This window comes from Agromyces bauzanensis (assembly GCF_014645655.1).
Lineage (GTDB): Bacteria > Actinomycetota > Actinomycetes > Actinomycetales > Microbacteriaceae > Agromyces > Agromyces bauzanensis.
Window position 1 is genome coordinate 39,071 of sequence record NZ_BMMD01000020.1, and the last position, 23,893, is coordinate 62,963.

At 68.7% G+C, this 23,893-nt stretch carries 26 protein-coding genes and 5 pseudogenes; 20 read left to right on the plus strand and 11 right to left on the minus strand.

The features are described 5' to 3' along the window. The first annotated feature begins 2 nt into the window (after window positions 1-2). Complete coding sequence (locus IEX31_RS15120) at window positions 3-527, plus strand: hypothetical protein (protein ID WP_188744240.1); 525 nt, start codon at window positions 3-5, stop codon at window positions 525-527. 112 nt (window positions 528-639) lie between these two features. Here the strand turns inward: IEX31_RS15120 and IEX31_RS15125 are convergent, their stop codons facing one another. After that, window positions 640-2,967, minus strand: a complete 2,328-nt coding sequence (locus IEX31_RS15125) for an MMPL family transporter (RefSeq protein WP_188744241.1) — start codon at window positions 2,965-2,967, stop codon at window positions 640-642. Between the two features lie 142 nt (window positions 2,968-3,109). On the opposite strand from IEX31_RS15125, the gene IEX31_RS15130 reads away from it, so the two are divergent. Genes IEX31_RS15130 through IEX31_RS15140 form a run of 3 tightly spaced genes read left to right on the plus strand, consistent with a single transcriptional unit; the run spans window position 3,110 to window position 5,401 of the window. Then, entirely contained in the window at window positions 3,110-3,715 is a 606-nt protein-coding gene (locus IEX31_RS15130) for a TetR/AcrR family transcriptional regulator (RefSeq protein WP_188744242.1), read from the plus strand. Next, a complete protein-coding gene (locus IEX31_RS15135) occupies window positions 3,715-4,461 on the plus strand; it encodes a patatin-like phospholipase family protein (RefSeq protein WP_188744243.1) in 747 nt (248 codons plus the stop codon). Before IEX31_RS15130 ends, IEX31_RS15135 begins: the two co-directional genes overlap by 1 nt. Next, window positions 4,454-5,401, plus strand: coding sequence for a glycosyltransferase family 2 protein (locus IEX31_RS15140; RefSeq protein WP_188744244.1), 948 nt, complete (start codon window positions 4,454-4,456; stop codon window positions 5,399-5,401). Before IEX31_RS15135 ends, IEX31_RS15140 begins: the two co-directional genes overlap by 8 nt. Before the next feature lie 606 nt (window positions 5,402-6,007). Here IEX31_RS15140 and IEX31_RS15145 read toward each other — a convergent pair. After that, window positions 6,008-6,490, minus strand: a complete 483-nt coding sequence (locus tag IEX31_RS15145) for a glutathione peroxidase (protein ID WP_188744245.1) — start codon at window positions 6,488-6,490, stop codon at window positions 6,008-6,010. Between the two features lie 159 nt (window positions 6,491-6,649). Here IEX31_RS15145 and IEX31_RS15150 point away from each other — a divergent pair, with 159 nt between their 5' ends. From IEX31_RS15150 to IEX31_RS15170, 5 genes are all read left to right on the plus strand, one after another. Then, window positions 6,650-7,012, plus strand: a complete 363-nt coding sequence (locus IEX31_RS15150) for a DoxX family protein (protein ID WP_188744246.1) — start codon at window positions 6,650-6,652, stop codon at window positions 7,010-7,012. A 455-nt stretch (window positions 7,013-7,467) separates the two neighbouring features. After that, a complete protein-coding gene (cmtR, locus tag IEX31_RS15155) occupies window positions 7,468-7,824 on the plus strand; it encodes a Cd(II)/Pb(II)-sensing metalloregulatory transcriptional regulator CmtR (RefSeq protein WP_188744247.1) in 357 nt (118 codons plus the stop codon). Beyond that, window positions 7,821-8,471, plus strand: coding sequence for a cation efflux transmembrane domain-containing protein (locus IEX31_RS15160; RefSeq protein ID WP_188744248.1), 651 nt, complete (start codon window positions 7,821-7,823; stop codon window positions 8,469-8,471). The genes cmtR and IEX31_RS15160 overlap by 4 nt, the downstream gene beginning before the upstream one ends. 131 nt (window positions 8,472-8,602) lie before the next feature. Further along, complete coding sequence (locus tag IEX31_RS15165; protein WP_188744249.1) at window positions 8,603-9,256, plus strand: glycosyltransferase family A protein; 654 nt, start codon at window positions 8,603-8,605, stop codon at window positions 9,254-9,256. After that, entirely contained in the window at window positions 9,253-9,876 is a 624-nt protein-coding gene (locus tag IEX31_RS15170; protein ID WP_188744250.1) for a phosphatase PAP2-related protein, read from the plus strand. Before IEX31_RS15165 ends, IEX31_RS15170 begins: the two co-directional genes overlap by 4 nt. 45 nt (window positions 9,877-9,921) lie before the next feature. Here the strand turns inward: IEX31_RS15170 and IEX31_RS19035 are convergent, their stop codons facing one another. The 4 genes and pseudogenes from IEX31_RS19035 to IEX31_RS15185 all read right to left on the minus strand — a co-directional run bounded on the left by IEX31_RS19035 (window position 9,922) and on the right by IEX31_RS15185 (window position 12,154). Next, window positions 9,922-10,167, minus strand: coding sequence for an OsmC family protein (locus IEX31_RS19035; RefSeq protein WP_229662402.1), 246 nt, complete (start codon window positions 10,165-10,167; stop codon window positions 9,922-9,924). A gap of 202 nt (window positions 10,168-10,369) precedes the next feature. Further along, window positions 10,370-11,098: pseudogene (locus IEX31_RS19465) on the minus strand (alpha/beta fold hydrolase); the annotation flags it as partial. After that, window positions 10,981-11,748 (minus strand): Crp/Fnr family transcriptional regulator, encoded by a 768-nt coding sequence (locus tag IEX31_RS15180; protein WP_188744251.1) that lies wholly within the window; start codon window positions 11,746-11,748, stop codon window positions 10,981-10,983. The gene IEX31_RS15180 and the pseudogene IEX31_RS19465, both read right to left, overlap by 118 nt. Window positions 11,749-11,818: 70 nt before the next feature. Then, the gene (locus IEX31_RS15185) at window positions 11,819-12,154 is read right to left on the minus strand and encodes a hypothetical protein (RefSeq protein WP_229662403.1); all 336 of its coding nucleotides are present in this window, start codon (window positions 12,152-12,154) and stop codon (window positions 11,819-11,821) included. 166 nt (window positions 12,155-12,320) lie between these two features. Here IEX31_RS15185 and IEX31_RS15190 point away from each other — a divergent pair, with 166 nt between their 5' ends. Both IEX31_RS15190 and IEX31_RS19045 read left to right on the plus strand, forming a co-directional pair. Then, the gene (locus tag IEX31_RS15190) at window positions 12,321-12,638 is read left to right on the plus strand and encodes a hypothetical protein (RefSeq protein ID WP_188744252.1); all 318 of its coding nucleotides are present in this window, start codon (window positions 12,321-12,323) and stop codon (window positions 12,636-12,638) included. Between the two features lie 159 nt (window positions 12,639-12,797). Beyond that, window positions 12,798-13,115: pseudogene (locus tag IEX31_RS19045) on the plus strand (DUF427 domain-containing protein); the annotation flags it as partial. 7 nt (window positions 13,116-13,122) lie between these two features. Here IEX31_RS19045 and IEX31_RS15200 read toward each other — a convergent pair. After that, complete coding sequence (locus IEX31_RS15200) at window positions 13,123-14,130, minus strand: DUF3179 domain-containing protein (RefSeq protein WP_229662405.1); 1,008 nt, start codon at window positions 14,128-14,130, stop codon at window positions 13,123-13,125. Window positions 14,131-14,149: 19 nt separating this feature from the next. On the opposite strand from IEX31_RS15200, the gene IEX31_RS15205 reads away from it, so the two are divergent. Next, window positions 14,150-14,596, plus strand: a complete 447-nt coding sequence (locus IEX31_RS15205; RefSeq protein WP_188744269.1) for a CDP-alcohol phosphatidyltransferase family protein — start codon at window positions 14,150-14,152, stop codon at window positions 14,594-14,596. 6 nt (window positions 14,597-14,602) lie between these two features. On the opposite strand, the gene IEX31_RS19320 is transcribed toward IEX31_RS15205, so the two are convergent. Further along, a complete protein-coding gene (locus IEX31_RS19320) occupies window positions 14,603-15,577 on the minus strand; it encodes an FAD-dependent oxidoreductase (protein WP_373285531.1) in 975 nt (324 codons plus the stop codon). Next, window positions 15,528-16,040, minus strand: a complete 513-nt coding sequence (locus IEX31_RS19325) for an FAD-dependent oxidoreductase (RefSeq protein WP_268236999.1) — start codon at window positions 16,038-16,040, stop codon at window positions 15,528-15,530. The genes IEX31_RS19320 and IEX31_RS19325 overlap by 50 nt, the downstream gene beginning before the upstream one ends. Before the next feature lie 117 nt (window positions 16,041-16,157). Here IEX31_RS19325 and IEX31_RS15215 point away from each other — a divergent pair. The 4 genes and pseudogenes from IEX31_RS15215 (at window position 16,158) to IEX31_RS15230 (ending at window position 19,170) form a co-directional block, all read left to right on the plus strand. Continuing rightward, window positions 16,158-16,890, plus strand: a pseudogene (locus IEX31_RS15215) (flavodoxin family protein). A 13-nt stretch (window positions 16,891-16,903) separates the two neighbouring features. After that, window positions 16,904-17,530: a class I SAM-dependent methyltransferase gene (locus tag IEX31_RS15220; RefSeq protein ID WP_229662406.1), complete on the plus strand. Its 627-nt coding sequence runs from the start codon at window positions 16,904-16,906 to the stop codon at window positions 17,528-17,530. A gap of 193 nt (window positions 17,531-17,723) precedes the next feature. Next, window positions 17,724-18,938: pseudogene (locus IEX31_RS15225) on the plus strand (ISAzo13 family transposase); the annotation flags it as partial. A gap of 67 nt (window positions 18,939-19,005) precedes the next feature. Further along, window positions 19,006-19,170, plus strand: coding sequence for a hypothetical protein (locus IEX31_RS15230; protein WP_229662407.1), 165 nt, complete (start codon window positions 19,006-19,008; stop codon window positions 19,168-19,170). A gap of 30 nt (window positions 19,171-19,200) precedes the next feature. Here the strand turns inward: IEX31_RS15230 and IEX31_RS15235 are convergent, their stop codons facing one another. Further along, the gene (locus tag IEX31_RS15235) at window positions 19,201-19,506 is read right to left on the minus strand and encodes a YciI family protein (RefSeq protein ID WP_188744257.1); all 306 of its coding nucleotides are present in this window, start codon (window positions 19,504-19,506) and stop codon (window positions 19,201-19,203) included. 135 nt (window positions 19,507-19,641) lie between these two features. On the opposite strand from IEX31_RS15235, the gene IEX31_RS15240 reads away from it, so the two are divergent. Then, complete coding sequence (locus IEX31_RS15240) at window positions 19,642-20,589, plus strand: AraC family transcriptional regulator (RefSeq protein ID WP_268237000.1); 948 nt, start codon at window positions 19,642-19,644, stop codon at window positions 20,587-20,589. Between the two features lie 432 nt (window positions 20,590-21,021). Beyond that, the gene (locus tag IEX31_RS15245) at window positions 21,022-21,162 is read left to right on the plus strand and encodes a hypothetical protein (RefSeq protein ID WP_188744259.1); all 141 of its coding nucleotides are present in this window, start codon (window positions 21,022-21,024) and stop codon (window positions 21,160-21,162) included. Window positions 21,163-21,191: 29 nt separating this feature from the next. On the opposite strand, the gene IEX31_RS15250 is transcribed toward IEX31_RS15245, so the two are convergent. Next, window positions 21,192-22,049 (minus strand): alpha/beta fold hydrolase, encoded by an 858-nt coding sequence (locus IEX31_RS15250; RefSeq protein WP_188744260.1) that lies wholly within the window; start codon window positions 22,047-22,049, stop codon window positions 21,192-21,194. A 92-nt stretch (window positions 22,050-22,141) separates the two neighbouring features. Here IEX31_RS15250 and IEX31_RS15255 point away from each other — a divergent pair, with 92 nt between their 5' ends. Beyond that, window positions 22,142-23,011 carry a sigma-70 family RNA polymerase sigma factor gene (locus IEX31_RS15255; RefSeq protein WP_188744261.1) on the plus strand — a complete coding sequence of 290 codons (870 nt, stop codon included), beginning with the start codon at window positions 22,142-22,144 and terminating at the stop codon, window positions 23,009-23,011. A gap of 119 nt (window positions 23,012-23,130) precedes the next feature. Beyond that, window positions 23,131-23,766: pseudogene (locus IEX31_RS19655) on the plus strand (GMC family oxidoreductase N-terminal domain-containing protein); the annotation flags it as partial. Window positions 23,767-23,893 lie beyond the last annotated feature (127 nt).

The following is a 23,893-nucleotide window of genomic DNA, read 5'->3' on the forward strand; positions in this document are numbered from 1 at the left end:
CCGTGCGCGAGGTGCTCACAGGCACCGGTTGCCTGAAGTGCCGCCAGAACGCGGTCGCGCCCGCTGCGCTGCGTGCAGCGGGCGTGCCGTTCATGAACCCCTCGCTCAGAACCCGCACGTCGCAGACCGAGCGGCTCAAGGCCCAGCTCGGCGAACGCATTCGACTGAGTCACCGGGTGAACGCCATACACATCGCGCGCACCTTCTACGGACGCCCCGAGGTCTGGCCCGACGTCATCGTGCCGCAGTTGCGCATCGCCGTCGAGTACGACGACCCCGGCCGGTCACGGCGGGCCCATCTCGGGCTGAAGGAGGCATCCGACCTCGACAAGGACGACGCGTTGCGCGAGGTCGGCTGGGAGGTCATCCGCATCCGCGCGGGCGGACTCGAGTCCATCGGCGCGCAGAGCATCGTGTGCCGGCAACTCACCCCAGCCGTGGTCGACGAGGTGGTCGGGTTGATGCGCGCGATACGCGGGGATGCCGCCGTCGATGCGATCGCGGCAGTGCATCCGGCCGTCTCCTGAATACCCGGCGAATGCGGTGTTGAGATCCGATGCGCCGCGCGCAGATGGTGTCGGGTCCATCCGCCGAGCGGGCTCGCCGATGGCGCCGTTGTGGCGGGCTCTTCGTCGAGGTTCACGAGGTGGACACGCTGCTCCTGGCGGTCTCGGCGACGAGGTGTTGGTTGAGTTTGTCTCCTTCGATGTCGAGGTCGGGGAGGATGCGGTCGAGCCATCGCGGCAGCCACCAAGCCTTGTCGCCGACGATGGACATGATCGCGGGGACGAACGTCATCCGGACGAGGAAGGCGTCGATGAGGACGCCGATGGCGAGGGCGAAGCCGACCTGGGCGATCATGGGCTCGGGGTTGAAGACGAATCCCGCAAACACGCTGGTCATGATGATCGCGGCGGCGACGACGACGCGGCTAGCGACCGCGAAGCCGCGGTTGACGGCGTCGACGCCGTGCCGGCCGTGGACGTGTGCTTCCTTCATGGATGAGACGAGGAAGACTTCGTAGTCCATGGCAAGGCCGTAGAGAACGCCGGTGACGATGATGGGGAGCAGGCTGAGGACGGGGGCGGTGGCGTCCATCCCGAGCAGTGGCTGTAGCCATCCCCATTCGAAGACGGCAGTCGTGGCGCCGAAGGTTGCGACGACGCTGAGGAGGAATCCAGCGGTGGCCTTGATGGGCACGATGATCGAGCGGAACACCAGCAGCAGAACGATCAGCGAGAGGCCGACAACGACCGCGATGTAGAGGGGCAGCACGTCAGCGAGGCGGTCGGACACGTCGATCGCGAGGGCTGCGAATCCGGTGATTCCGGTGTCGACACCCCAGCGGGAGGAGAAGTCATGGGCGCGTTCTCGGAGCTCGCCGACGAGTTCGGCCGTCGCCATCGAGGTCGGCGCGGTCTCGGGGATGACGGAGAACACGGCGGTGACGCCGTCCTCGTCCACGCCTCCGAGGCTGACCGCCGCGACTCCGTCGATGCCGGTGAGTTCTTGGTGGAGCCCAGCGAGATCGGCGGGCGGGATGGGGTCGCCGTCATCGCTGGTGGCCATCAACACGAGCGGTCCGTTGTAGCCTGCGCCGAAGCCGTCGCTGACGACCTCGAAGCTCTGTCGTTGCGGGGTGCCGGTGTTGTAGCTCGCGCCGGAGGGCAGGCCGAGGGTCATGTCCATGGCCGGGAGCGCGATGACGACCGCGACCGCGGCGGCGCCGGCAGCGGCGATGAGGCGATGCCTGATAAGGAAGCCGGACCAGGCGTTCGCGACCCGGTGCGAGGACCCAGCGTCGTGCGCGGTTCCAGCCTGCAGGCGGGCACGGGCTGAGCAGATGCGCTCCCCGATGACGCCGAGCAGCGCGGGCAGAAGCGTGAGCGCCGAGAGCACGGCGAGAATCACGGTGCTGGCGGCCACCAGCGCCATCGTGGTGAGCAGCTGGATGTTCACGACCAACAGGCCGAGCAGCGCGATGACGACCGTCCCGCCCGCGAAGAGCACCGCGCTGCCGGCAGTGCCGAGGGCACGTCCGGTGGCTTCGACTGCGGGCACACGCTGGTCGAGGATGAAACGGCGTTGTCGGTTCGCGATGAACAGGGCGTAGTCGATGCCGACGGCGAGGCCGAGCATGAGCGCGAGCACCGCCGTCAGGGAGTGCATCGGGACGACGGTGGAGAGCGCGAACGCACCGCCCACTCCGACCACGATCCCGCCGAGGGCTGAGACAAGGGGCAGGCCCGCGGCGAGGAGGGAGCCGAGAGTGAGGATGAGCACGAGCGCTGCGATGGCGACGCCGACGATCTCGCCGACGCCGATGAGCTCGGGGACCTGAATCATCGTCGCAGAGGGAAGCACCTCGATCGCCTGCCCGTCCACAGCGGTCGCTGCGAGCTCGACGGTGTTCGCCACGGTGCCCTCGTGCAGCTCGAACGTCTGCGCGTCGAACACGAACTGGAACAGCGCCGTCTCGCCGTCCGCGGAGATCGCCACGCCGGGCACCGGCTGCTGGTCGACCATCAGCGCCCGCGGCCCCGCGTCGGTCGTGTTCGCTGCGTCGACCTGCGCGATCGCACCTGCCGCCTGCAGCAGGGGGCTGTCTGGCCCCTTGGCGATCTCCTCGGCCATGACCTCGCGAGCGTCGATGACGTGCTCGGTCGTGGAGATCTCGTCGATCGCATCCAGCAGCGCGTCGAGGTGATCACCCTCGTCGATCCGCCCGCCGTCGGTCGCGTGGAAGGCGATGATGCCCTGCCCGCCAGACGCTTCCGGCAACCGGTCGGCGAGCTCGTCGATGACCTCCTGGGAAGGAGTGCCGTCGATCCGGATGTCATTGCTCAGCCGCGGCGGGTTGACCCCGAGGAACCCGATGATCACACCGGCGATCAGTACCCAGGCGCCGATGACGTACCACGGCTTGGCGTGGGCGAGCTTTCCCCACTGATACAGCAGAGACGACATGCATGTTCTCCTCGTCCGGCGACCGCCGGGAACGTGCACCGGACGCGGCGCATCCATTGCCACTGTAAGTAATAGTCAACTATCGATCTGATAGTCTCATATCGTTTGTGGTGGGTTGTCAAATCGTCGGCCAGGAGGACTGATGGCTGCAAGGTCGCTGCGGGCCGACGCGTTCGCGAGCGTCTCGCGGATCATCGAGGCCGCGCGCCGCGTTTTCGCCACCGGTGACGGACTCGGGACGCTGAACCGCATCGCGCAGGAGGCGGGGGTGGGTATTGCGACCCTGTACCGGCACTTCCCGAACCGCGAGGCCCTGGCACGCGCAGTCTACGATCGGGTGTTCACCACGGAGATCGATCCTCTGTTCCAGGAGTTCGAACGCTCCGACGCCCCCCGCGGCGTGCTGCTGGACATCGCGGAGCAGATTCTGCGGGTGCTGGAACGCGAACGCGGTCTCGCCGCCTCCCTCGGCGACATCGCCGAAGCGACCCGAGACCTCCTGCGTCGCAACGGCACCCTGTTCGAGACCGCCGTCCGTCGCGCCCAGGCCGCAGGCAACCTGCGACCCGACATCGTGCCGGGCGACATCCCGAACATTCTGGGCATGGTCGCGGCCGGCTTCGGCGGCACCACTTCCGATACCGCGACCCGCCGCCGCTACGTCGGCCTGCTCCTGGACGGCCTGAACCCCGACCGGGCTCAACCTCTCTCCTCATCGCCCGCCGATCCCGAACGGGGGTCGCGTTGATGCTCGATCCCACCCTCGGACTGGCGCTGGGCGGTGGCGGCGCCCTCGGCGCCGCGCACGTCGGCGTGCTCAAGGCGCTGGGCGAGCGGCGGCTCCGACCCGGCATCGTCGCCGGAACCAGCGCCGGATCCCTCGTCGGCGCCGCCTACGCCGCGGGCCTGCCAGTCGTGCGCATCGAACGCCTCGTCCGTCGGGCCACCTGGTCGACCTTCGGGCGGCTCACGCCCTCGCTTCGACTCGGCCTCCTGGACAGTTCCGCGCTGCTCGACACGATCGGAGAGCTGGGCGGCGAGCCGCTCATCGAAGACCTTCCGCGCCAGTTCGCCGCCATCGCCACCGACCTTCGTACCCGGCAGCAGATCGTGTTCAACGAGGGACCGCTCGGGCCCGCCCTGCGCGCGAGCATCGCCGTGCCCGGCCTGTTCGCGCCTGTCATCACGCCCGACCGGGTGCTCGTCGACGGCGGGCTCGCCGCGAACCTGCCCATCGGCGCGGCACGATCCCTGGGCGCTACCCGCGTCATCGCCGTGCGGCTGCGACCCGAGTGGGAACGCGTCCCCGTCGTACGCTCGGCCGAGTCCATCGCCCGGATGGAGCACGACCCGGACGTCCTCATGATCCGACCCGACCTGTCAGGCATGTCGCAATGGTCACGCGACGACGTGCCGAAACTCATCGACGCCGGCTATCGAGCAGCCGCCCAGGCTCTCGATGAGACCCGCGCGCGAGAGGACAACGTTGCCTGACACCAACACCGCCACATCGCTGCGCGTGCTCATCGCCGCTGACACGTTCCCCGTGATCGATATCCGCAGGTTCCGTGCCGAAGCCATGCCTGCCGCGGCCAAGCACTCGATCGTCGCGCATCTGGGCGACCGGCCAGAGAGAAGGGCGTTGCCCGGGTCGTACCCGACGTCTCTCATCGAACCGCACCCCCCACGACTGTCGATCGTCATCCCGGCGTGGAATGAAGAGGACTACATCGCCGAGTGCCTCGACGCCATCGCCTCGCAGAGCGAACTGCCCGAAGAAGTCATCGTGATCGACAACAACAGCACTGACCGAACACGCGAGATCGCCGCCGCCTACCCATTCGTAACTCTCCTCAAGGAGACGACGCCCGGCATCGTTCCCACCCGCAACCGCGGCCTCGACGCCGCGACAGGCGACGTGCTGTGCCGCATCGACGCAGACAGCATCCTCGACCCCGACTGGGTCGCGATCGTCCGGGATCACTTCGCCCGCACGGGCACGTCCGGAATCCATGGGGTCACCGGATCCGGCGACGCCATCGTCGAAGGGCACCCACGACTCGGTCACCTCCTGGGCAAGGCGACCCTGGAGTTCGGCTATTATCCCGTCAGCGAACTCCTCACGGGCGGCCAGGTCATGGTCGGCTGCAACATGGCCATCACCCGCACCGCCTGGAACGCCATCCGCGACGACGCCTATCCCGATCACACGAAGGTCCACGAGGATCTCGACCTCAGCGTGCTCATCCAGCGTGCCGGCGGAAGCATCCAACACCTTCCCCGCATGCGAATCCAGACCCGCCGCGTGCAGCTCGAACCGCCGGCGAAGATCTGGTGGCGCTTCCGCATCTGGCCGAACGCGGTCACCCGCCACTGGGCACCCCTCCGCGGCACGCGTCCGGAGCAGACTCCTCCCTCCTATCCAGGTGCGTGAGTCCGTCTGGTCTCAGTGGTCGTAGGCGATGAGTGATCGTTTGGTGGGGGTGTCGCGCCTCAGAACGTTTGGCAGGGGTGTTCAACACGGAGGTCCCAGGGGCCCGCACATCATCGAGGGCGGCCGTGGCGGCTCGATCATCCTGACCAGCTCGTACTCCGGCAAGAATAGGCAGCCGTTCATGATCCACTACACGCGAGCAAGCACGCCGTCACCGGCATGGCGCGGCAACCTCGGCTGCCGCCACGGCCCGCCCGCGCTCCCCGCTGACGTGGGTCTCGGGCACATGTCAGGCGATCGCTCAAGGCTTCGCGCTCCTGCTGCGGCACCGGCGGCCGCTCACCGCGGTCGCATTCGCTGTTCTCACGACGCACCCGACGCGCCCGCTCGTCGCCGCGGTCGCCGACACGGTGTGGGAATACGCGCGGGTGCGTTCCCGGCTCGACCCGGTGCGGTTCGCCGCCGCCCGACGCCTCGACGACGCTGCCCACGGCGCCGGCGTATGGTGGGGTGCGCTGCGGGGACGCTCGGCGCCCGCTCTGCTCCCCGCGATCGTCCGGACGTCGAGGCCGACCGCACGCGATCACGGTTGAGGGCGAGCGATTCTCACGAAGGCAGACTCGCCTCGATCGCCTCGATCACCATCGGGTCATCGGGCACCATGTGGGGGCGGAAGCGGTGCACCTCACCCTCAGGCGTGACGAGGAACTTCTCGAAGTTCCACTGCACCTTGCCCGCCTTGCCGTCGACGTCTGGGGTCTTCTTCAACTCCGTGTAGAGCGAGTGCTCGTGGCGCCCGTTCACCCGCACGCGATCGAAGATCGGGAACGTGATGCCCCACGTCGTCGAGCAGTACTCCTTGACAGCGTCGTTCGTGCGCAACTCCTGCAGAAACTGGTTGCTCGGAAACCCGACGACCTGAAGTCCGCGATCCCCGTACCGTCGCTGCAGCTTCTCGAGCGTCTCGTACTGCGGCGCGAGCCCGCACCGGGAGGCGACATTGACCACCAGCACGGCTTTGCCCTCGAACTCGGAGAGCGACGTCTCCGTGCCCTCCATGGTCTCGAACGGGATCTCGCGGACTTTCATACCATTAACAGCGCTTCGCAGCGCTTCAGCATTCCCTCCTCCCAGATAGTTCTTCCGCTCTTGCGGGCCGCTTCGTGAGACACGGAATACCCTCCTCGGCTGTCACGTTGCGTAGAGCAGCGGTTGTGCAGGCTGAACGATGCGCACAAGGAGAGTTCGATGGAATTCGCCCTATGGATCGCCGCCTCCCTCGCGGCAGCGGCGAGTCTGCTGGCCGGCTACGGCAAGGCGGCGAACACGAAGAAGTTCATGGAGTCCACGGCCTGGACCGAGAAGTTCTCAATCGGGGCCGTACGAACGATCGGCCTGCTCGAGATCCTCGGCGCAATCGGACTCATCCTGCCCCAACTCACCGGCATCCTGCCCTGGCTGACCATCGCGGCTGCAGCGGGGCTCGCCCTCATCCAGGTCGGCGCGATGACCCTGCACATCTCACGCGGCGAGTACAAGATGCTGCCGATCAACCTCGTGCTGTTCGCCCTGCCCGCGTTCGTGTTCTTCGGCCGCCTGCTCTGGGTGTAGACGCCGACCCATTGCAGCGCACACAGCCCCCGCCGACAGCGCGGTCGGCGGGGTTGTGTCCAACGTGTTCGGGTCACGTCAGTGCTCCACGCTGAGGCCGTGGCCGAAGCAGAGCAGCGGTCGGCGGTGTCGAACGGCACGTCCGGCAGGTTCGCCTCGACGGCAGCCATGCTGCGCGGCAGGTCGAACGGAGGCGTCCATTGGGCTGCGCGGCACCGGTGAGCACGCCGAGCAGCGCGGCGGCGCTGTCACCGTAGTTGCCCACCGCGGCTGCCGCGACGTCGACGATCGGTGTGAGGATGCCGGGACGGCCCAGGTACACGCCTACGATGGTCGGCACGATGGCGGCGACACGGTATCCCGGTGTTGCCGGTGATCTCGGATGTTCTCCTCATCGCAGGCTCGGCGCGCGTGGTCACTGGCCTATACTTCAGCCATGGCTGTATAGTCATCGGGTGCTGACTATTGCGACCGGCGTGGACGCGATGAATCGGCTCGGCCGCGCGATGGCCGATCCGACGCGTTCACGAATCCTGATGACGCTGCTGGATGGGCCGAGCTACCCGGCGATGCTCTCGCGGGAGCTGGGGCTGACGCGGTCGAACGTGTCGAATCATCTGGCGTGCCTGCGTGATTGCGGCATCGTGGTCACGGAGCCGGAGGGGCGGCAGACCCGGTACGAGATCTCGGACCCGCACCTGACCCGCGCGCTCACCTCGCTGCTCGAGGTGACCCTCGCGGTTGACGAGAACGCGCCGTGCATTGATCCGTCGTGCTCAGTGCCGGGCTGCTGTGGGGCGCCGGCCCAGTGAGCCAGACAATCACGACCGAACGGCGCGCCACGCTGCACCACCGCGTCCGCGTGATCGTGGGCTTCACGATCGCGTACAACGTGCTGGAGGGGATCATCGCGGTCTCCGCCGGCGCCGCCGCCTCATCGGCGGCCCTCATCGGTTTTGGTCTCGACTCGTTCATCGAGGTGCTCTCGGCCGTGGCCGTGGCGTGGCAGTTCACCCGGAAGAATCCTGAACGCTGGGAGAAGCCGACCGTCCGGGCGATCGGGATCGCGTTCTTCACCCTCGCCGCGTACGTGACGGTCGACGCGATCCTCGCGCTCACCGGCGTCGAGCCCGTCGAACACAGCTCCCTCGGCATCGCCGTCGCCCTCGCGAGCCTGGTGATCATGCCCGCTTTGGCGTGGTTCCAGTTCCGCACCGGCCGCGAGCTCGAGTCCCGCAGCGTGCAGGCCGACGCCAAGCAGCTGCTGCTGTGCATCTACCTCTCCGGGACCGTGCTGATCGGCCTGCTGCTGAACTCCCTCTTCGGCTGGACATGGGCGGACTCGGTCGCCGCACTTGTCGTTGCGGCCCTCGCTGTGCGCGAGGGTATCGAAGCGTGGCGTGGCGACGTCGAATCACCCGTCGCGCTCTTCGAGGAAATGGATGAGGAGGTGAATTGATGGACTGTTGCGACCCGACCTTCTGCCCGGCCGAGCTGTGCGGCCAGGACTGCTGCTAGGCGCCCCCGACCGGACCCGATCATCGAACCCTCATCTCCGTTCCTCAGGTGAGGGTTCGGTGAAGCCCGAGCGTGAACTCCGCCCAGACCCGGCTCGCCGACGAGATCGTCGTGGCGGACAACGCCTCCGTGGACGACACCGCGGAGGTCGTCCGCGCGGCTGGCGCCCGGGTCGTGGCCGAGACGGAGCCCGGCATCTGGCCGGCGTCCGCGCGGGGCTACGACGAGGCGACCGGCGACCTGATCCTGCACCTGGGCACCGACTCCCCGCCTGCGGCCGACTGGATCGAACGGGCGGAGGCGAACCTGATCGGCGAGGATGCCGCAGACATCCTGGATCGGAAGGCCGACCTTCTACGGTCCGCATCGCGCCGCACCCGGCTGGCAACCGGATCTACCTGGGAGCGATGCGCTGGGCCGTCGAGCCCTGTCCCGGGCATCCGCGGGTGTTCGGCTCCCGCCTGGGGACGCGCCGGGAGGCGTGGGCCGAGCTCCGCACCCGAGTCCACCGCCACGACCCCACCGGCCGTTCGCCAATTTCCGACCAGCCGCTCCCATATTCCCGGCGGGGCGAACGAGTCCTCGGATCGCACGCAATTCCGTTCCTGCGAGCATCATGCGGCATCCCTCGCACGTCTGCCCGCACAGCAGTGCGGTCCCGGATCGCGGCGATTCCGCGGCGAACGGGCGCTCGGCGCCCAAGAAGTGGGACGATTCGTCGTGTGAGAGCTTGGTTCGTCTCCGTGGCGCTGCTGGCGGTGGCGATCTCGGCGACCCTCCTGTCGGACGTGATCATCCAGTCGGGATTCCCCGACCGGCCCCGGCCGCGCGACCTGCTGTTCGAGCTACTGCCCTACGTCGGCTGGGTCCGCTACCTCACGCTGATCGCGCTCGTCATCGGCTTCGCGCTCTTTCTGTATTACGCCGTGCGTCATGAGCCGACGAGGATCCCCGAGTTCGTCGCCGTGTACGCAGTGTTCTACCTCCTCCGGGCCGCTCTGGCGGTGCTCACGCCCCTGGCCTCGGCGCAGGGCGACGGCCCGTTCGTGTTCCCCATGCAGCAGTACGGCATGTTCCCGTCCGGCCACGCCGGCGTGGCCCTCGTCACCACACTCCTCACCTCGGCCGTGCGCGCCCCGTGGTTGCACCGCATCGAGGGGATGCTGACCGCTGTGATCTGCGTCAGCCTGCTGCTGGCCCATGGCCATTATTCGATCGACATCGCCGGCGGGATGCTGCTGGGCTTCTTCGTCGTGCAGGTCTGGGAACGCGGGACGCTGTTCCGCCCCCTGAAGCGCCTCATGGGCCGTGACCCGGGGCCGGTCTCCCGACCTCGCTCTCGGTGACTCAGAACGGCGAGGGGATGCCGCCGCGGGAGGCGACCGCCCCTCTCAGTCGACCTGTGCCGGCTCGGCGTCCGCCTGGTCGTCGAGCGTGGCGCGCAGGGTGGTGACCACGCTGATCGCGGGGTGCACCGAGCGGTGCACCGGGCAACGATCTGCGATCCGGGTCAGACCCTCGCGCTGCTCGTCCGTGAGCGCTCCGGTGATCGAGATCGCCCGGAGGATTCGGTCGACCTCGCCGGTCGACGCGTGGCAGTCGGTGCAGGATGCCGCGGGGACCTTCGATCGTCGCATCGAGACCTCGATGCGACCGACCGGCCACTGCTTTCCGATCGGCGTACATGCGCAGCGTCATCGACGTGCACGCGCCGAGCGCCGAGAGGAGGAAGTCGTACGGCGCCGGACCCGAGTCGGACCCCACCGGCTCCGGCTCGTCCGCAGTGAAGCGGTGGCGGCCGACCGCGACATCCTGCCCGAACGGGCGCCGTTCGTTCTCGCCGACCACCACGACCCCGGGTTCGGGGTCGGGCTCCGGCGCAACCGGCACCGGACGTACTGCGGCGGGCTCGAGGTCGTGCGAGTGCGCGTCGGGGTCGACGGCGTACCGGCCGGCCCACGCGCCGATCACCCCGGCCGCGAACTCGGCATCGCTCCGCCGGCTCAGCAGGTGGAGCACGTGCCGCGGGTCCGCCGGAGCGCCGATCGTCGCGATCGCCCGCACCTCGGGGATCCTCGCCGCAGCCGCGAGGACGGCGACACCGCCCAGCGAGTGACCGAGCAGCAGGGTCGGGGCACGGTACCGGTCGCGGACGTGGTCCGCCGCCCGGACCAGGTCCTCCACGTTGGAGGAGAACGTGGTCCGAGCGAACGCGCCGGCCGACTGCCCGATCCCCGTGAAGTCGAACCGGAGCACGGCGATGCCGTGCGCGGTGAGCGCGCGGGCGATGCGGGTGACCGCGACGGCATCCTTGCCGCAGGTGAAGCAGTGCGCGAAGATCGCGTACGCCAGCGGGGTGCGGCCCGGCGATTCGAGCCGGCCCGCCAGGGTGTCGCCGAGCGCGCCGGCGAACGCCTCCCTGGTCGGTGGGGTCAGGTTCCCGGTAATGGTCAGGACATCCGCTTCGAGAGGATGGCGAGCCCGTCGAGGTCGAGCAGGATGATCCGGCCGCGTGCTTGGCGGATCAGCCCACGCGCGCCCAGCTCGGCCATCGCCTTGCTGGTCGATTCGCGCGTCGCGGCGAGCAGCCCGGCGAGCTGGTCGTGAGTGAGGCGGATCATCACGTACCCCTGACGCGTCCGACGCTGCGACTCGGCCAGCCGGACCAGGGTGCTCGCCAACCGTGCGAGCAACGGCCGCAACGCCAGGTCGGTCAGCCGCTCCTCGAGCAACGCCACCTGTTCGCCGAGGATCCGGGAGATCCGGATCGCGATGCGCGGGTCGGCCAGCAGGTACCGTTCGACCTCCAGCACGCTGAGCTGGCAGATCTGGGTCTCCTCGATGGCCTCGGCGTAGTTGTCGTACATCCGCTGGCCGACCAGGAGCATCTCGCCGAACACCGCACCCGGCTCGAGGATCGCCATCGTGAGCGCCTTGCCGTCTTCGGTGACCCGGAAGATCCGCACCCGTCCGGCCTTCAGGATGAACAGCGCCGTGATCGGCTGGCTCTGGCTGAAGATCAGCTCCCCGGCATGGAACGTGCGCGCGGGAGCCGTCCTGTCGAACGCCTCGATCTCCGCCGGGGTGAGATCGGCGAACAGGTCCACCTCGCTGAGGCAGCTGAACGGCTCATCGGCCGACGCGCGCAACGGGTTCACCTCCCGCCGGTCCGGCGCCCACGGGCGCTCCGGTGCGGGAGGTGCCGAGGTGATGTCCATGGCGCACTGTTCCATCATCGTCGCTGCCTGAGGAACGCGACCGCCACGACACCGAAAATGACGCCGTAGATCAGATGCCCCATGAGCGACGGGAGGCTGTTCGCGTCGAACCGAACGGCGGCATGCTCATCATCAGCGGCATCAGCAGCAGCGGGCCGAGGTCCCACCACAGGGCGCCGTACGCGAGCACGATCAGCACACCGCGGCCGTAGCCGGTGAGCACTCCGCCGAACGGCACGGTCAAGCCCAGGCCGATCGCGATCGAGATCATCATGTGGATGCCGAACCCGACCAGGGCCGAGTCGGAGCCGACCATCGAGGCGATTGTGGGCAGCATGCCCATCATCGCCATCAGCATGCCGAACACCATGCCGCCGGCGATACCGCCGCCGACGCCGCCGAGCACCCGCCGCCAGAACGTCGTCGTGACGCCTGACCAGTAATGGGAAGTTGCAGCGGTCATGTCGAGGCCCTACTCATAACGTGATGCGCTCAACGTAGATCCGCAGCCCGGCCGAGTTCTGCGATCCAGCACACAGACCGACGACTTGGTCGCCGCGCAGACTGGGAGCATGAACATCGAGATCCTGCACATCGACGACTGCCCCAACTGGCGGGATGCCGGTCGGCTCGTCTCGCGAGCGCTCACCGACATCGGCATCACCGGAGCAACGGTGTCGTTCACGCGCATCGCCAGCCCGGCGCAGGCTGCGGCCCGACCGTTCTCGGGATCGCCGACCATCCTGATCGATGGAACCGACCCGTTCCCCACTGACGGCACGACGGACGAGCTCGCCTGCCGCATCTACCGGGTCGACGGGCGGTTCGCCGGCATTCCGAGCGCCGAGCAGATCCGATCGGCGCTCTCGAACGCGGCAGCATCCGCCTGAAGTCGGCATACGGGAGGATTCAGCCGACGCACAACGTCGGCCCCACCCCCAATGGCCTGCCACGCGAAGACGAGTCACGGTGATCCAGGTCACCGTCGCCGCTCCTGCAGCGCTCGTAGCCCGGCGCCACCACATCGGAACCGACACTGGAGGAACCATGAAGCCCTACTCGGAGACACCGTCCTCGCCGAAGCCGATCGAGACGAGCTCATCATGATCGAAGGCAACTGGTACTTCCCGCCCGCGAGCGTGCGGAGCGAGCATCTCGCTCAAAGCCCCACCCCGTACACGTGCCCGTGGAAGGGTGCGTGCCGGTACCTCACCGTCCGAGTCGACGGCGTCGAACTCCGCGACCGCGCCTGGACCTACCCGGATCCCTACCCGGCCGCGATCCAGCGCGTCGGACGAGACTTCTCCGACTACGTCGCCTTCTGGAAGGAAGTCCGACTCGTCGAGGAGTCGGAACAGGCCGCCTGATCCCGGCTCAACGCTGGAGCTCGGTGTCGGGGTGAAACGCGACCCAGGCGAACCAGAAGGTGTCGAGGAAGCGGACCGGGGTCAAGCTCTGCCCGAGGCCTGGTCCCTCGATGGCGTTGCCGAGGATGTCCCGGCGGGACCCTGTGCCGGCATCGACGAAGGTCCCGCCCTGCTTCGCGAACCGGAGCACCTCGCCGTCCAGTTCCGCATCGTAGACGGCGACCGACCCGATCTCGGCGCCGTCGGCGATCCGAGGCATGTCCAGCGCGGACGCCTGCCCAGGAGCTTGGAACGCCACCAGGTCCCGGCCGCCGACCGTGAGATGCGTCACGCCGTCCTCGGCCAGCCGGTCACGGGTGAGCGCGACGCGTTCCCCGCCGAGGTCGATGCCCACCACGCGCGTCTTCGCCGTGAGCCGGTCGTCGGTCGGTTCCGGGAGCGGGAAGATCGGCGACGTGCCCGGCTGGTCGTACCCGTCGTAGGGGTTGTCGCCGTACGGTCGGGAGTACCCGGTATCGCGGGTCAGCACGAGGGCCTCCGGGTGGGCGGCGCGGAAGTCCTCCCACCCGACCGCACCTATCGGGATCGCGGTGAGCTGCGTCCCGGCGAGGAACCCGATGGAGGCCAGACCGGTCAGTTGCGGCCACAGCGATTCGGTCTGCCGGTCGTACATGACGAGGTTGTCGGCGTACAGCATGCCGGAGGTGCCGAAGCTCAGCACCCGTCCGGCCGCTTCGCGTCCGAACGCGACCCCGGAGTTGCACAGCAGGCAGTAGGTGACGGCGACCGGGACGCCGCCCACGGTGTCGTTGACGATCTCGTGCCAGGTCATCACCTGGATCGGATAGCCCCGGGTCTCGCCGCCGACGGTGAGCGACAGGATCGGCTCGTTCGCGGTCAGCCAGTCGACCTCATCGGCCGGTTGGAAACGCGGGTCGTCGATGGCCGGGATCCCATCGGGCGGCGGACCGCCGGAGAGAACCTCGCCTGGATCGATGAGCGGGTCGGCGCTCATCGCCTGACTGGTCTCGCGAGTGCTGGACGGGCTCGACGGCGCACTCGCCCGCCGGCGACGCACCCGGGATGCCGAAGACGATCCGCACAGCGAGCTCGGCGGGTTCTTCGACATCGTCGCGGACTTCGTCGTCTACGGGGGCACCGTGCTCGGCGTCGCACTGGGCGCGACGGCGGCGTACGAGGCGCCATGGTGGCCGTTCATGCTGGTGCTGCTCGCGTACTACCTCAACGGCACCGTCTTCCTCGCGTTCTCGTCGATCGCGGAACGCACCGGACGACAGATCGACGACGGCCGATCGCTGTCGTTCCTCGGCCGCATCGCCGAAGGCACCGAGACGATCGTCGTGCACAGTCTCTGGCTGATCCTGCCCTGGTTCGCGTGGCAGATCGCCGTGGTCTGGGCGGGGTTCGTCCTCGTGAGCGCCGCACAGCGGGTGGTCGCCGCGGTTCGAGTCCTGCGCTGAGGAGCGTCAGCGGCGACCGACGACGGCGGTTCGCACCCGCCGGAGAATCCGGATCGCAACCGCGATCGCCCCGCGGCCGAGCCGGTGTCGCACGTCGGCGACGGCGGTGTTCCAGAGCGGGTCGTTGAAGGTCGGGTACGGGTGGCTCGCGCCGGCCACGGTGCTCGTCGAGAGCCCGGCCTTCACGGCGAGGGTGAGTTCGCCGACGGTCTCCCCGGCACGCGGCCCGACGATGGTGCCGCCGAGGATCCGACCCCTCCGGTCGACCACGATGCGCGTGTAGCCATCGATGTCCGCCTCGGCAACGGCCCGATCCGAGTGAGCGTGGTCCCACGACACCACCCGGTGGATGCGCTCGTCCGCCTCGGAAGGCGCCAGGCCGACCGCCGCGACCTCGGGGGCGGTGAACGTCACGCGCGGGATGACCCGCGTCTCCGCCTTCCTGCGCAGCCCGAGGATCGCGTTCGTCGCCGCGACGCTGCCGTTCACGCCGGCCGTGTGGGTGAACTTCGGCAGTCCGGTGATGTCGCCGGCCGCCCAGATCCGCGGGTTCGTCGTCCTCAGCGTCGCATCGACGGTGACGTACCCGTCGGCGTCGGTGCGGACGCCCGCGCGATCGAGGCCGAGGGCGTCGACGTGCGGCTCCCGACCCAGCGCGGCGACGATGACGTCGAACCCGACGGTGCTTCCGTCGTCGAGGGTGAGGACCCCGGACTGGCCGTCGTTCGAACTGATCGACGCCCCGGTGCGGCCGGTGTGCACGGTCGCGCCGTCACGAATAAGTGCGTCATGGATGATCCGGCTCGCATCCTCGTCCTCCTTCGGCAGGATCCGGTGACCGCGATGCACGATCGTCACCTTTGATCCCAGCCGGGCCATCGCCTGCTCGAGTACGCATCCGATCGCCCCGCCTCCGAGCACGACGAGACGTTCAGGTAGCTCGGTCAGCTCCCAGAAGTCCTCGCTGGTGCGGAAATGCACGCGATCGGCCCCGTCGATCGCCGGGCGAGTTGGTGAGGTCCCGGTCGCGAGGAGCGCCTGCCGGAAACCGCACCTCGGTGCCGTCGACCGTGAGCGTCCGGTCGGACGTGAACCGCGCGTCGCCCGTCATCACGGCGACGTCTTCGGCCTCGAGCGCCTCCCGGGAATCCACCGGCGCGATCGTCTGGATGGCCCGATCGACCGACGCCATCGCGGTCCGGAAGGATGCGGAGCTCGAGGCCAGCGTGGCGGGTCGACCGGAGCGTGTCGCCGAGTGCACCTCGTGGGCCGCGGCGATGAGTGCCTTGGACGGCACGCACCCCGTCCAGAGGCAGTCACCACCGAGCCGTGCGCGCTCGACCAGCAGCACCGACGCGCCGAAGCCCGCCGCGGTCTTGCTCGCGACGAGCCCCGCGCTTCCCCCACCGATGACCACGAGGTCCCATACCGCCGAGTCCGGCATCCGCTTCCCTTCGCCGAGTCCGCGCAAGCCGCGCTCCCCCAATCTCACCGCGGGGCGACGCGGCTTCGGTATCCGAGAGCACAGACCGAGCGGATGCCGCGGCCTAGCGTCGGCGGCATGAGCGACCTGTCACGCCCGCCAGCAGCGTATGCCGACCTCCGCGCGGTGTACGTCAACTGCACGCTGAAGCGAACCCCCGACCTCAGCCACACCCAGGGGCTGATGGACCGCAGCATCGCCCTCATGCGATCGCAGGGCGTCACCGTGGACATCATCCGCTTCGTCGACCACGACGTCGCGACCGGGGTCTACCCCGACATGCGCGAACACGGTTGGGCGACGGACGCCTGGCCTGACGAGATCTGGCCGCGCATCGCCGCCGCGGACATCCTCGTCATCGGCGGACCCCTCTGGCTCGGCGACAACGCCTCCATCACCCGGAAACTCATCGAACGCCTCTATGCGATGAGCGGGCTCTTCAACGAGCGCGGCCAGTACGTCTACTACGGCAAAGACCGGAGGCGCGCTGATCACGGGCAACGAGGACGGTGTGAAGCACGCCGCCATGTCGATCCTCTACAGCCTCCAGCACATCGGCTTCGTGATCCCGCCGGCGGCCGACGCCGGGTGGATCGGCGAGGTGGGTCCGGGCCCGAGCTACCTCGACCCGGGATCGGGCGGCCCCGAGAACGACTTCACCAACCGGAACACGACGTTCATGACCTGGAACCTGCTCCACATGGCGCGGATGCTCAAAGACGCCGGCGGCATCCCCGCGTACGGAAACCTGCGCGGCGCATGGAATGACGGGGAGCGATTCGGATTCGACGCCAACCCCGAGTACCGATGAAGGCCCGGCGCCCGTGAACACCGCAACGAGGCGCGCCTACGGCGCCGGCGTGAAGTTCTACGACGCCCTCTCGGGAGAGCCCGTCTACCGCATCGGTCGGGTCACCGGGGTCCGGATGCTGCGGCTGCGCGCCGGCGACACGGTCCTCGACCTCGGCTGCGGAACGGGGCTGAACTTCGCCCTGCTCACAGCCGCGGTCGGTCCGACCGGGCGGCTGATCGGGCTGGACCGCAGCGGGGCGATGCTGGACATCGCCCGCCGCCGGATCGAGCGACGCGGATGGTCGAACGTGTCGCTCGTCCACGCCGACGCGACCGACTTCAGCTGGACGGACCTCGAGGTGCCGCAGGTCGACGCGGTGATCTCGACGTACGCGATGAGCGTGTTCAACGACCCGCACGCTGCGTGGGCGAACGTTCGCGCGGTGCTACGGCCCGGAGGTCGCGCGTGCATCGTCGACATGCAGGTGCCGACGGGAGCAGCGACCGTGCTCGCACCGGTCGCACGCCTCACGTGCGCGGCCGGTGGCTCCGACATCGACGCCCACCCGTGGACCCTCCTCGAAGCGGACGCGCACGACGTCCGACGTCGCAGCCTGCGCGGCGGTCACATCCAGGTGGTCGCCGGCACGATCGGCTGACCGGCGCTCTGACAGAGGGACGACCGCGCCCTTGCGCAGCCGTTGTGCGAGGAACACCGGCGCCGAGTGGTGCCGGCGGTGGCCGAAGGGAATGCGCATGTCGAAGCCGACCATCGTTCTGGTTCACGGCACCACTAAGAACACGCGAGCAAATAATCACGTCTAGTAGTGGTTCGTGTGGGATGATTGGTGTATGGCGATCGCACCGGAGACTGTCGACGCGTTGCGGGCGAAGTTCGGTGTGTTGTTGCCGCGTCTTGATGAGCGCGCGCAGCGGCTCACGCTCGCGGCGGAGGCGCGATCGCTGGGGTATGGCGGGATCGCGGCGGTCGCGCGGGCGTCGGGATCGTCGAGGTCGCGGGTGCGGCAGGGCGTCGCTGAGCTGGAACGCGGTGAGGAGCCGACGGGGCGGGTGCGTAGGCCCGGGGCGGGCCGCAAGCCGCTCAGGGAGACCGATCCGGGCGTGGTGGGGGCGCTGCTGGGTCTGATCGAGCCGACCCGGCGCGGGGATCCGGAATCCGCGCTGTGCTGGACGACGCTGTCGCTGACGCACCTGGTCGACGAGCTCGCGAAGCTGGGCCACCGGGTCTCAACATGGACGGTGGCGAATCTGCTGCGTGCTGAGGGATTCAGCCTGCAGGCCAACAGCAAGCAGGTCGAGGGCCGTCAGCATCCCGACCGGGACGCCCAGTTCTCCTACCTGAACGCGCAGGTCATGGACCACTCCGCGACGTCCGATCCGGTGATCAGCGTGGACACGAAGAAGAAGGAACTCATCGGCGAGTTCAAGAACGGCGGCCGGGAGTGGCACCCGAAGGGTGCACCGAGACCAGTGAACGTGCACGATTTCAAGGACCCCGTGCTGGGCAAGGTGAACCCGTACGGGGTCTATGACGTCGCCGCCGATACCGGGTGGGTGTCGGTCGGCGTCGATCACGACACCTCCGCGTTCGCCGTCAACACGATCCGCTCCTGGTGGAATGCCGTCGGGCGCCGCACCTACCCGGGCGCGACGCGACTGCTGATCACCGCCGATGGCGGCGGCTCCAACGGCTACCGGACGAGGCTGTGGAAGACCGAGCTGGCCGAACTGGCCTCCCAGACCGGACTGACGATCACGGTGTGCCACCTCCCTCCGGGTACCTCGAAATGGAACAAGATCGAGCACCGACTCTTCTCCCGCATCTCGATCAACTGGCGCGCCAGACCTCTGACCAGCCGCGAAGTCGTCGTGAATACCATCGGCGCCACTACCACCGCGTCCGGCGCACCAGTCGAAGCCGTGCTCGACACCGCCGAGTACCCGGCCGGGATCAAGATCCCCGACCAGCAGATGCGTGACCTCGAGGACAGCGGCATCCTCACCCGGCACGAGTGGCACGGCGAATGGAACTACACCCTCAACCCCAACACGCCCACGTAATCAACTCACGATCCCTAAGGTCCCTGCGTGCCGCCCCAGACGGTCGATCAACATGAGGGCCGTCGACTACGACCGGTACGGTCCTCCCGATGTGCTGAGGGTCGAACAGGTTCCGGTGCCATCGCCGGGCGCCAATCAGGTGCTCATCGAGGCCGCCGCGACATCCGTCAATCTCTCGGACTGGGCGGGGTTTCACGACCCCGCCGAGTTCGAGTGACCGCAATCGAAGCGCGGTCACCGAAGCCCGTCACGCTGCGGGTGGGGTTACCAACGCGTCCCAGAGCACGAACGGGCCGATCGGGATCACCTCGAACGTGATGAGCCCGGCCCGGCGAAGCGGCATGGCATCGAGCACCGCGGTGGCGTGATCGACACTGTCGGCCTCGAGGATGAGGACTGCGCCCGGGTCATCCCGGCCGGTTCGGAAGTAGGCGTGTCTGACGAACCCTTCGAGATAGTGCTGCCACACGTGGTGCGCCTCGCTGGGGATCAATCCGGCCAGGTCCTCGGGGTCGATGCTGGGCGCGGGCTTGCTCAGGGCGAGCAGTTGCATAACGTCTGTCCTTCCGCTAGGTAGTACGTTGCCACCTCGAACGGTAGGCCCCGCGACGCGGGCGCGGAATGACCGAAGCTCCGGAGGACTTAGCCGGCCGTCCGCGCTCTGCAGGACGATTGGTACCATCAAGAGATGGACACGTTGACGCACGTGCTCTCGGCGACGAGGGCTGGTGGTACCCGGCTCGATCAGCTGACTGCCGCCGCCCCATGGGCAGTGCGGTTGCCAGACGCTCGCATTGCGGCGTTTCATGCCGTCACCGAGGGGACGTGCGTGCTGATGACGGCTGGCCGCACGCCCGCGAGATTGAGCCGCGGTGACGTGGCTCTCGTTCCCAGCGGTGCGGAACACGTGATCGCCAGCGAAGTGGGCGTCGCGCCCCGGCGCTACGCGGACGTCACGGTTGGGCAGCGCGACCGTGCGTCCCTCGGCGGCAGGATCGACCTCGCGGGATCGGGTGCTCGTGCGCGACTGTTGTGCGGCGGGTACGAGCACCGATACGAATCGGCCCACCCGGCACTGGCCCGATTCCCGTCGGTCGTCCGCCTGCCGGCGCGCGCCGTCGCCCAGTCCGCCATCCCCGCGACATTGGACCTGCTCGCCACGGAGCTTCGTGAGTCGCGTCAAGGCGCGCAGGCGGTCATCTCACATCTCGTCGATGCGTTGTTCGTGCAGATTCTGCGGACCTGGGCGGAACACGATGGCGGCAGTGTGGGGTGGCTGCTGGGTATCCCCGACGCCGGTGTCGCGGCCGCGCTGGCCGCCATGCACGACGATCCGGCCCGGACGTGGACGGTCGCCGAGCTGGCTCGCGCCGCGGGGTACTCGCGGACGGCGTTCGCGGAGCGCTTCGCCGAGGTCGTCGGCGAACCGCCCCTCACCTACCTGACGCGGTGGCGGATGGATATCGCCTCGCAGCGGCTGCGTGACCGTGACGAGCCGGTGTTCGCAGTGGCCCACGCGGTGGGATACGCGTCGGAGCAGGCATTCTCACGGGCATTCCGTCGGGCGCGCGGCATTCCGCCGGCGCACTACCGCGCGGAAGCGCGCGGGATCCGATTGGCCGAGACTCTCGGGTGAGCGGTCGGAGGTCGCGAGAGCGAGCAGCCGCCCCAGCGGCGACCTCGCCGCCCACTGGTCGCCCGTGTGCTCGATGATGTGCGTGTTCGTAGTCGGCGGGTCTGGATGAGATCGCCGACCTGATTGGGCCGCGGTTCGCGCGGTCTGAGCCGCGGCGGAACGCCCTCGCGTATGTGCGGGGCTGCTCCCGGCCGCGCACACCGCATATCCGGCCGCGCTCGTATCGCCCGGCGAGAGCACCGTGCGCGAGCTCGGCGACCAGGTCACGTCGAACCGGCGCACGCTCACCAGCGCATCCTCGAGAACGGCGTGCGCTGGTGCCAGATCGTGATGGGGGGTCGCCGAGCTGCACCCGGGCTCGATGTGGAACACGATGCCCGCGCACACGCACGACCACCGCATCTCCCGGAGGACGCCCGCGTCATCCACCTCATGGGCGAGAGCGAAGAGACGCGTCACCTCGTGATCGCCGATCGCCAGGCGGTCATCTCACCATCGTGGTCGCTGCGCGATGGCCGGCGTTACCAGGCGTTCGACGACATGGACGCGGCCCCCGTCACCGACCTTCGATAGTCCTGGCTACGCCGGCGGTTCGCCGATGATCACACGATGACAGAAGCGCGATGCCAGGCCATGATCGAGGACGCGACGCGATCTGGGTCGTCGCACATGGGGAAGTGGAAGCCACCGGCGATGGTGACCTGTTCGACTTGTGAGCCGAGCGCCTTCCATCGCGGTTGGAAGCCGAGCGGGTCGTTGTGCTCGCCGAATACGGTCAGGATCGGGACGCTGGCGATCGCTGCGGCACCAGCATCGACGAGCGTGTAGTCATGGTCGAGAGCGGAGGCCATGTTCTCGTGGAAGCTTCGCCGCCCGCGACGATCCATGCGGGTGATGTATGCCCGACGCGTGGCACGGTCCATGTGCTTGCCTACTCCGAACCGTGTTGCGGAGGCGGCCGGCAGCCAGCCGGTCCATTCGTCGACGACGCGCATGGGCGCGGAACCGACGATCTGTAGCATGGCCCGGAACGGCGCGGCGTCTGGTCGCCAGCCGAAGCAGTTCACCGCCGCGAGGGCGACGACGCGCTCTGGCCACGCGGATGCAGCTTGCAGTCCGGCGGGTCCGCCGAGGTCGTGGAGGACGAGGGTCACCTCCTGCAGGTCGAGTTCGCGGACGAGACGATCGACGGCTGAGGCGGTCGGATCGATGCCTGCACCGGCGCCGTCGTCAGAGAGCCCCATCGAGGGAGGATCGAAGGCGATCACCCTGAAGTTGCGCTCGAGACGGGCGATCAGGTCTCGCCAGATGATGCTCCACGTGCCTGAGTGGACCAGCAAGAGGATAGGGCCTGAGCCGGTGTCGGTGTAGGCGATTCGGTCGCCGTCGGATCCGAGGGTGCGGATCGCCCAGGGCCAGACGGTCTCGGGGAGCCAGGTGGGGCGTTGAATGTCAGTCATGCGAACAAGGACGACTGGGATGACCGAAGTGTGACATCCGGGATGCTTCAGGGTTGCGGTCACATCGGCGACTGCCCGATCGTCGTAGTGTCATGACCGCCTTCTCTGACCTATGGCACGCACACCGGCACGTCGTCCGCGACGTCGCCTACCGTGTGCTCGGTTCCGTCGCCGACGCGGAGGACGTCACACAGGAGACCTACATCCGACTCCTCGCCCGAAGTGACGACTCGCTGGATGACCCGCGCGCCTGGCTGGTCACCGTCGCCTCCCGGCTGGCGATCGATCGCCTGCGCGCGCACGAGCACGCGCGCCGCGCCTATGTCGGGCCGTGGCTGCCGGAACCGGTGGTGACCGACACGCGCATGCTTCCCGAGGATCAGGTGACACTCGATGACTCCGTGCGGATGGCGTTGCTTGTCGTCCTCGAGCGGCTCTCGCCCACGGAGCGGACCGCGTTCCTCCTGCACGACGTGTTCGAACTGGACTTCGCGAACATTGCGGAGGTGCTCGGTGTGAGCGCCGCGAGCGCACGGCAGTCGGCGTCGAGGGGCCGGCGGCGCATTGCTGCTCACGGCTCGGCGCGGTTCACCGTCGACCCGGTCGTCGCACGTCGGCTCACGGAACGATTCGCCCAAGCCGTCGGGGATGGCGACCTCGACGGGCTCGTCGCCGTACTCGCCGCGGACGCACAGGGCCACTTCGATTCCGGCGGACTCATACCCGGCGCACCCGTGGAAGTGCTCACCGGCGCCGAGCCGGTCGCCCGGCAGCTCCTGACCGGCTTTGCCGGCCAGAACCTGCGTATCGAGGTCGCCGATGTGAATGCCGCGCCCGGGATCGTCATCCGTCGTGGCCATCGTGTCTTGACAGTCATCGCGCTCGAGTTCACGGCGGAGAAGATCGCCGTCGTACACGGAATCGGCAACCCCTCGAAGCTCGCGCATCTCCAGGACCGGTAGCCGAAGCAAGGGCGGTGCGGTGAGGCCCGCCGACGCCCGAGTCCACCAACCGGCGTTGGACGTCGTGGACTTCGATGGACTGCGTGGTGATGCACGGTGCATCCACCGTGCAGGGCGCGATGCCGGTGCATCCCGCGAACTGGTCGTACCTCGGCCACGTGCGCGCCCGACCCGAGGACTTCGCACGATGGGCGGCTGCCGCAGGCCCCGAGTGGTCCTACGAACGCGTGCTTCCCGTCCTGCGCGCCCTCGAGCACGACCTCGACCTCGGCGCGGGACCGCACCACGGCGACGCCGGGCCGATGCCCGTGCGGCGGGCGTCCCAGGCGAACACCGCCGCGCGCGCGTTCACCGCCGCTGCGCTCGAGCTCGGCTTCGCCCCGGAAGCCGACAAGAACGCGCCCGGCGCGCCCGGGGTCGGCCCCGTGCCGCAGAACGTCGTCGACGGCGTACGCGTCAACACGGGCATCGCGTACCTGAATCCGGTGCGCGACCGACCGAACCTGCAGGTGATGGGCGGATGCCGCGTGCTGCGGGTCGTCTTCGACGGGACGCGCGCGGTCGGGGTCGAGGTCGAGCAGGCGGAGAACGGACGCGCCTCGCGCAGCGTCATCCGGGCCGACGAGGTCGTCCCCTGCGCTGGCGGGATCGGCACGCCGCACCTCCTCCTCGTCTCGGGCATCGGGCCCGCCGAGCAGTCGCACCGGTTCGACGTGCCCGTTGTGCGGGACGCACCCGGGGTCGGCCGCGCCTTCAGCGACCACCCGGACCTCTCGGTCGGATGGCGTTCGCGTCGCGACGTCGTCGACACGAGCGCCCCCGAGACGTTCACGACGGCCCTCAACTTCTCGTCCCCCGGCGGCAGTCCCGCGGGCGACCTCG

Bases quoted from the DNA above. Each gene is read 5' to 3' on its own strand.
- IEX31_RS15180 (WP_188744251.1), bottom strand. From the start codon at position 11,748: ATGGACATCACCTCGGCACCTCCCGCACCGGAGCGCCCGTGGGCGCCG.
- IEX31_RS15135 (WP_188744243.1), top strand. From the start codon at position 3,715: ATGCTCGATCCCACCCTCGGACTGGCGCTGGGCGGTGGCGGCGCCCTC.
- IEX31_RS15230 (WP_229662407.1), top strand. From the start codon at position 19,006: ATGAGGGCCGTCGACTACGACCGGTACGGTCCTCCCGATGTGCTGAGG.
- IEX31_RS15145 (WP_188744245.1), bottom strand. From the start codon at position 6,490: ATGAAAGTCCGCGAGATCCCGTTCGAGACCATGGAGGGCACGGAGACG.
- IEX31_RS15125 (WP_188744241.1), bottom strand. From the start codon at position 2,967: ATGTCGTCTCTGCTGTATCAGTGGGGAAAGCTCGCCCACGCCAAGCCG.
- IEX31_RS15130 (WP_188744242.1), top strand. From the start codon at position 3,110: ATGGCTGCAAGGTCGCTGCGGGCCGACGCGTTCGCGAGCGTCTCGCGG.
- IEX31_RS15255 (WP_188744261.1), top strand. From the start codon at position 22,142: ATGACCGCCTTCTCTGACCTATGGCACGCACACCGGCACGTCGTCCGC.
- IEX31_RS15245 (WP_188744259.1), top strand. From the start codon at position 21,022: ATGGGCGAGAGCGAAGAGACGCGTCACCTCGTGATCGCCGATCGCCAG.
- IEX31_RS15235 (WP_188744257.1), bottom strand. From the start codon at position 19,506: ATGCAACTGCTCGCCCTGAGCAAGCCCGCGCCCAGCATCGACCCCGAG.
- IEX31_RS15240 (WP_268237000.1), top strand. From the start codon at position 19,642: ATGGACACGTTGACGCACGTGCTCTCGGCGACGAGGGCTGGTGGTACC.
- IEX31_RS15190 (WP_188744252.1), top strand. From the start codon at position 12,321: ATGAACATCGAGATCCTGCACATCGACGACTGCCCCAACTGGCGGGAT.
- IEX31_RS19035 (WP_229662402.1), bottom strand. From the start codon at position 10,167: ATGCGACGATCGAAGGTCCCCGCGGCATCCTGCACCGACTGCCACGCG.
- IEX31_RS15250 (WP_188744260.1), bottom strand. From the start codon at position 22,049: ATGACTGACATTCAACGCCCCACCTGGCTCCCCGAGACCGTCTGGCCC.
- IEX31_RS19325 (WP_268236999.1), bottom strand. From the start codon at position 16,040: ATGCCGGACTCGGCGGTATGGGACCTCGTGGTCATCGGTGGGGGAAGC.
- IEX31_RS15150 (WP_188744246.1), top strand. From the start codon at position 6,650: ATGGAATTCGCCCTATGGATCGCCGCCTCCCTCGCGGCAGCGGCGAGT.
- IEX31_RS15200 (WP_229662405.1), bottom strand. From the start codon at position 14,130: ATGAGCGCCGACCCGCTCATCGATCCAGGCGAGGTTCTCTCCGGCGGT.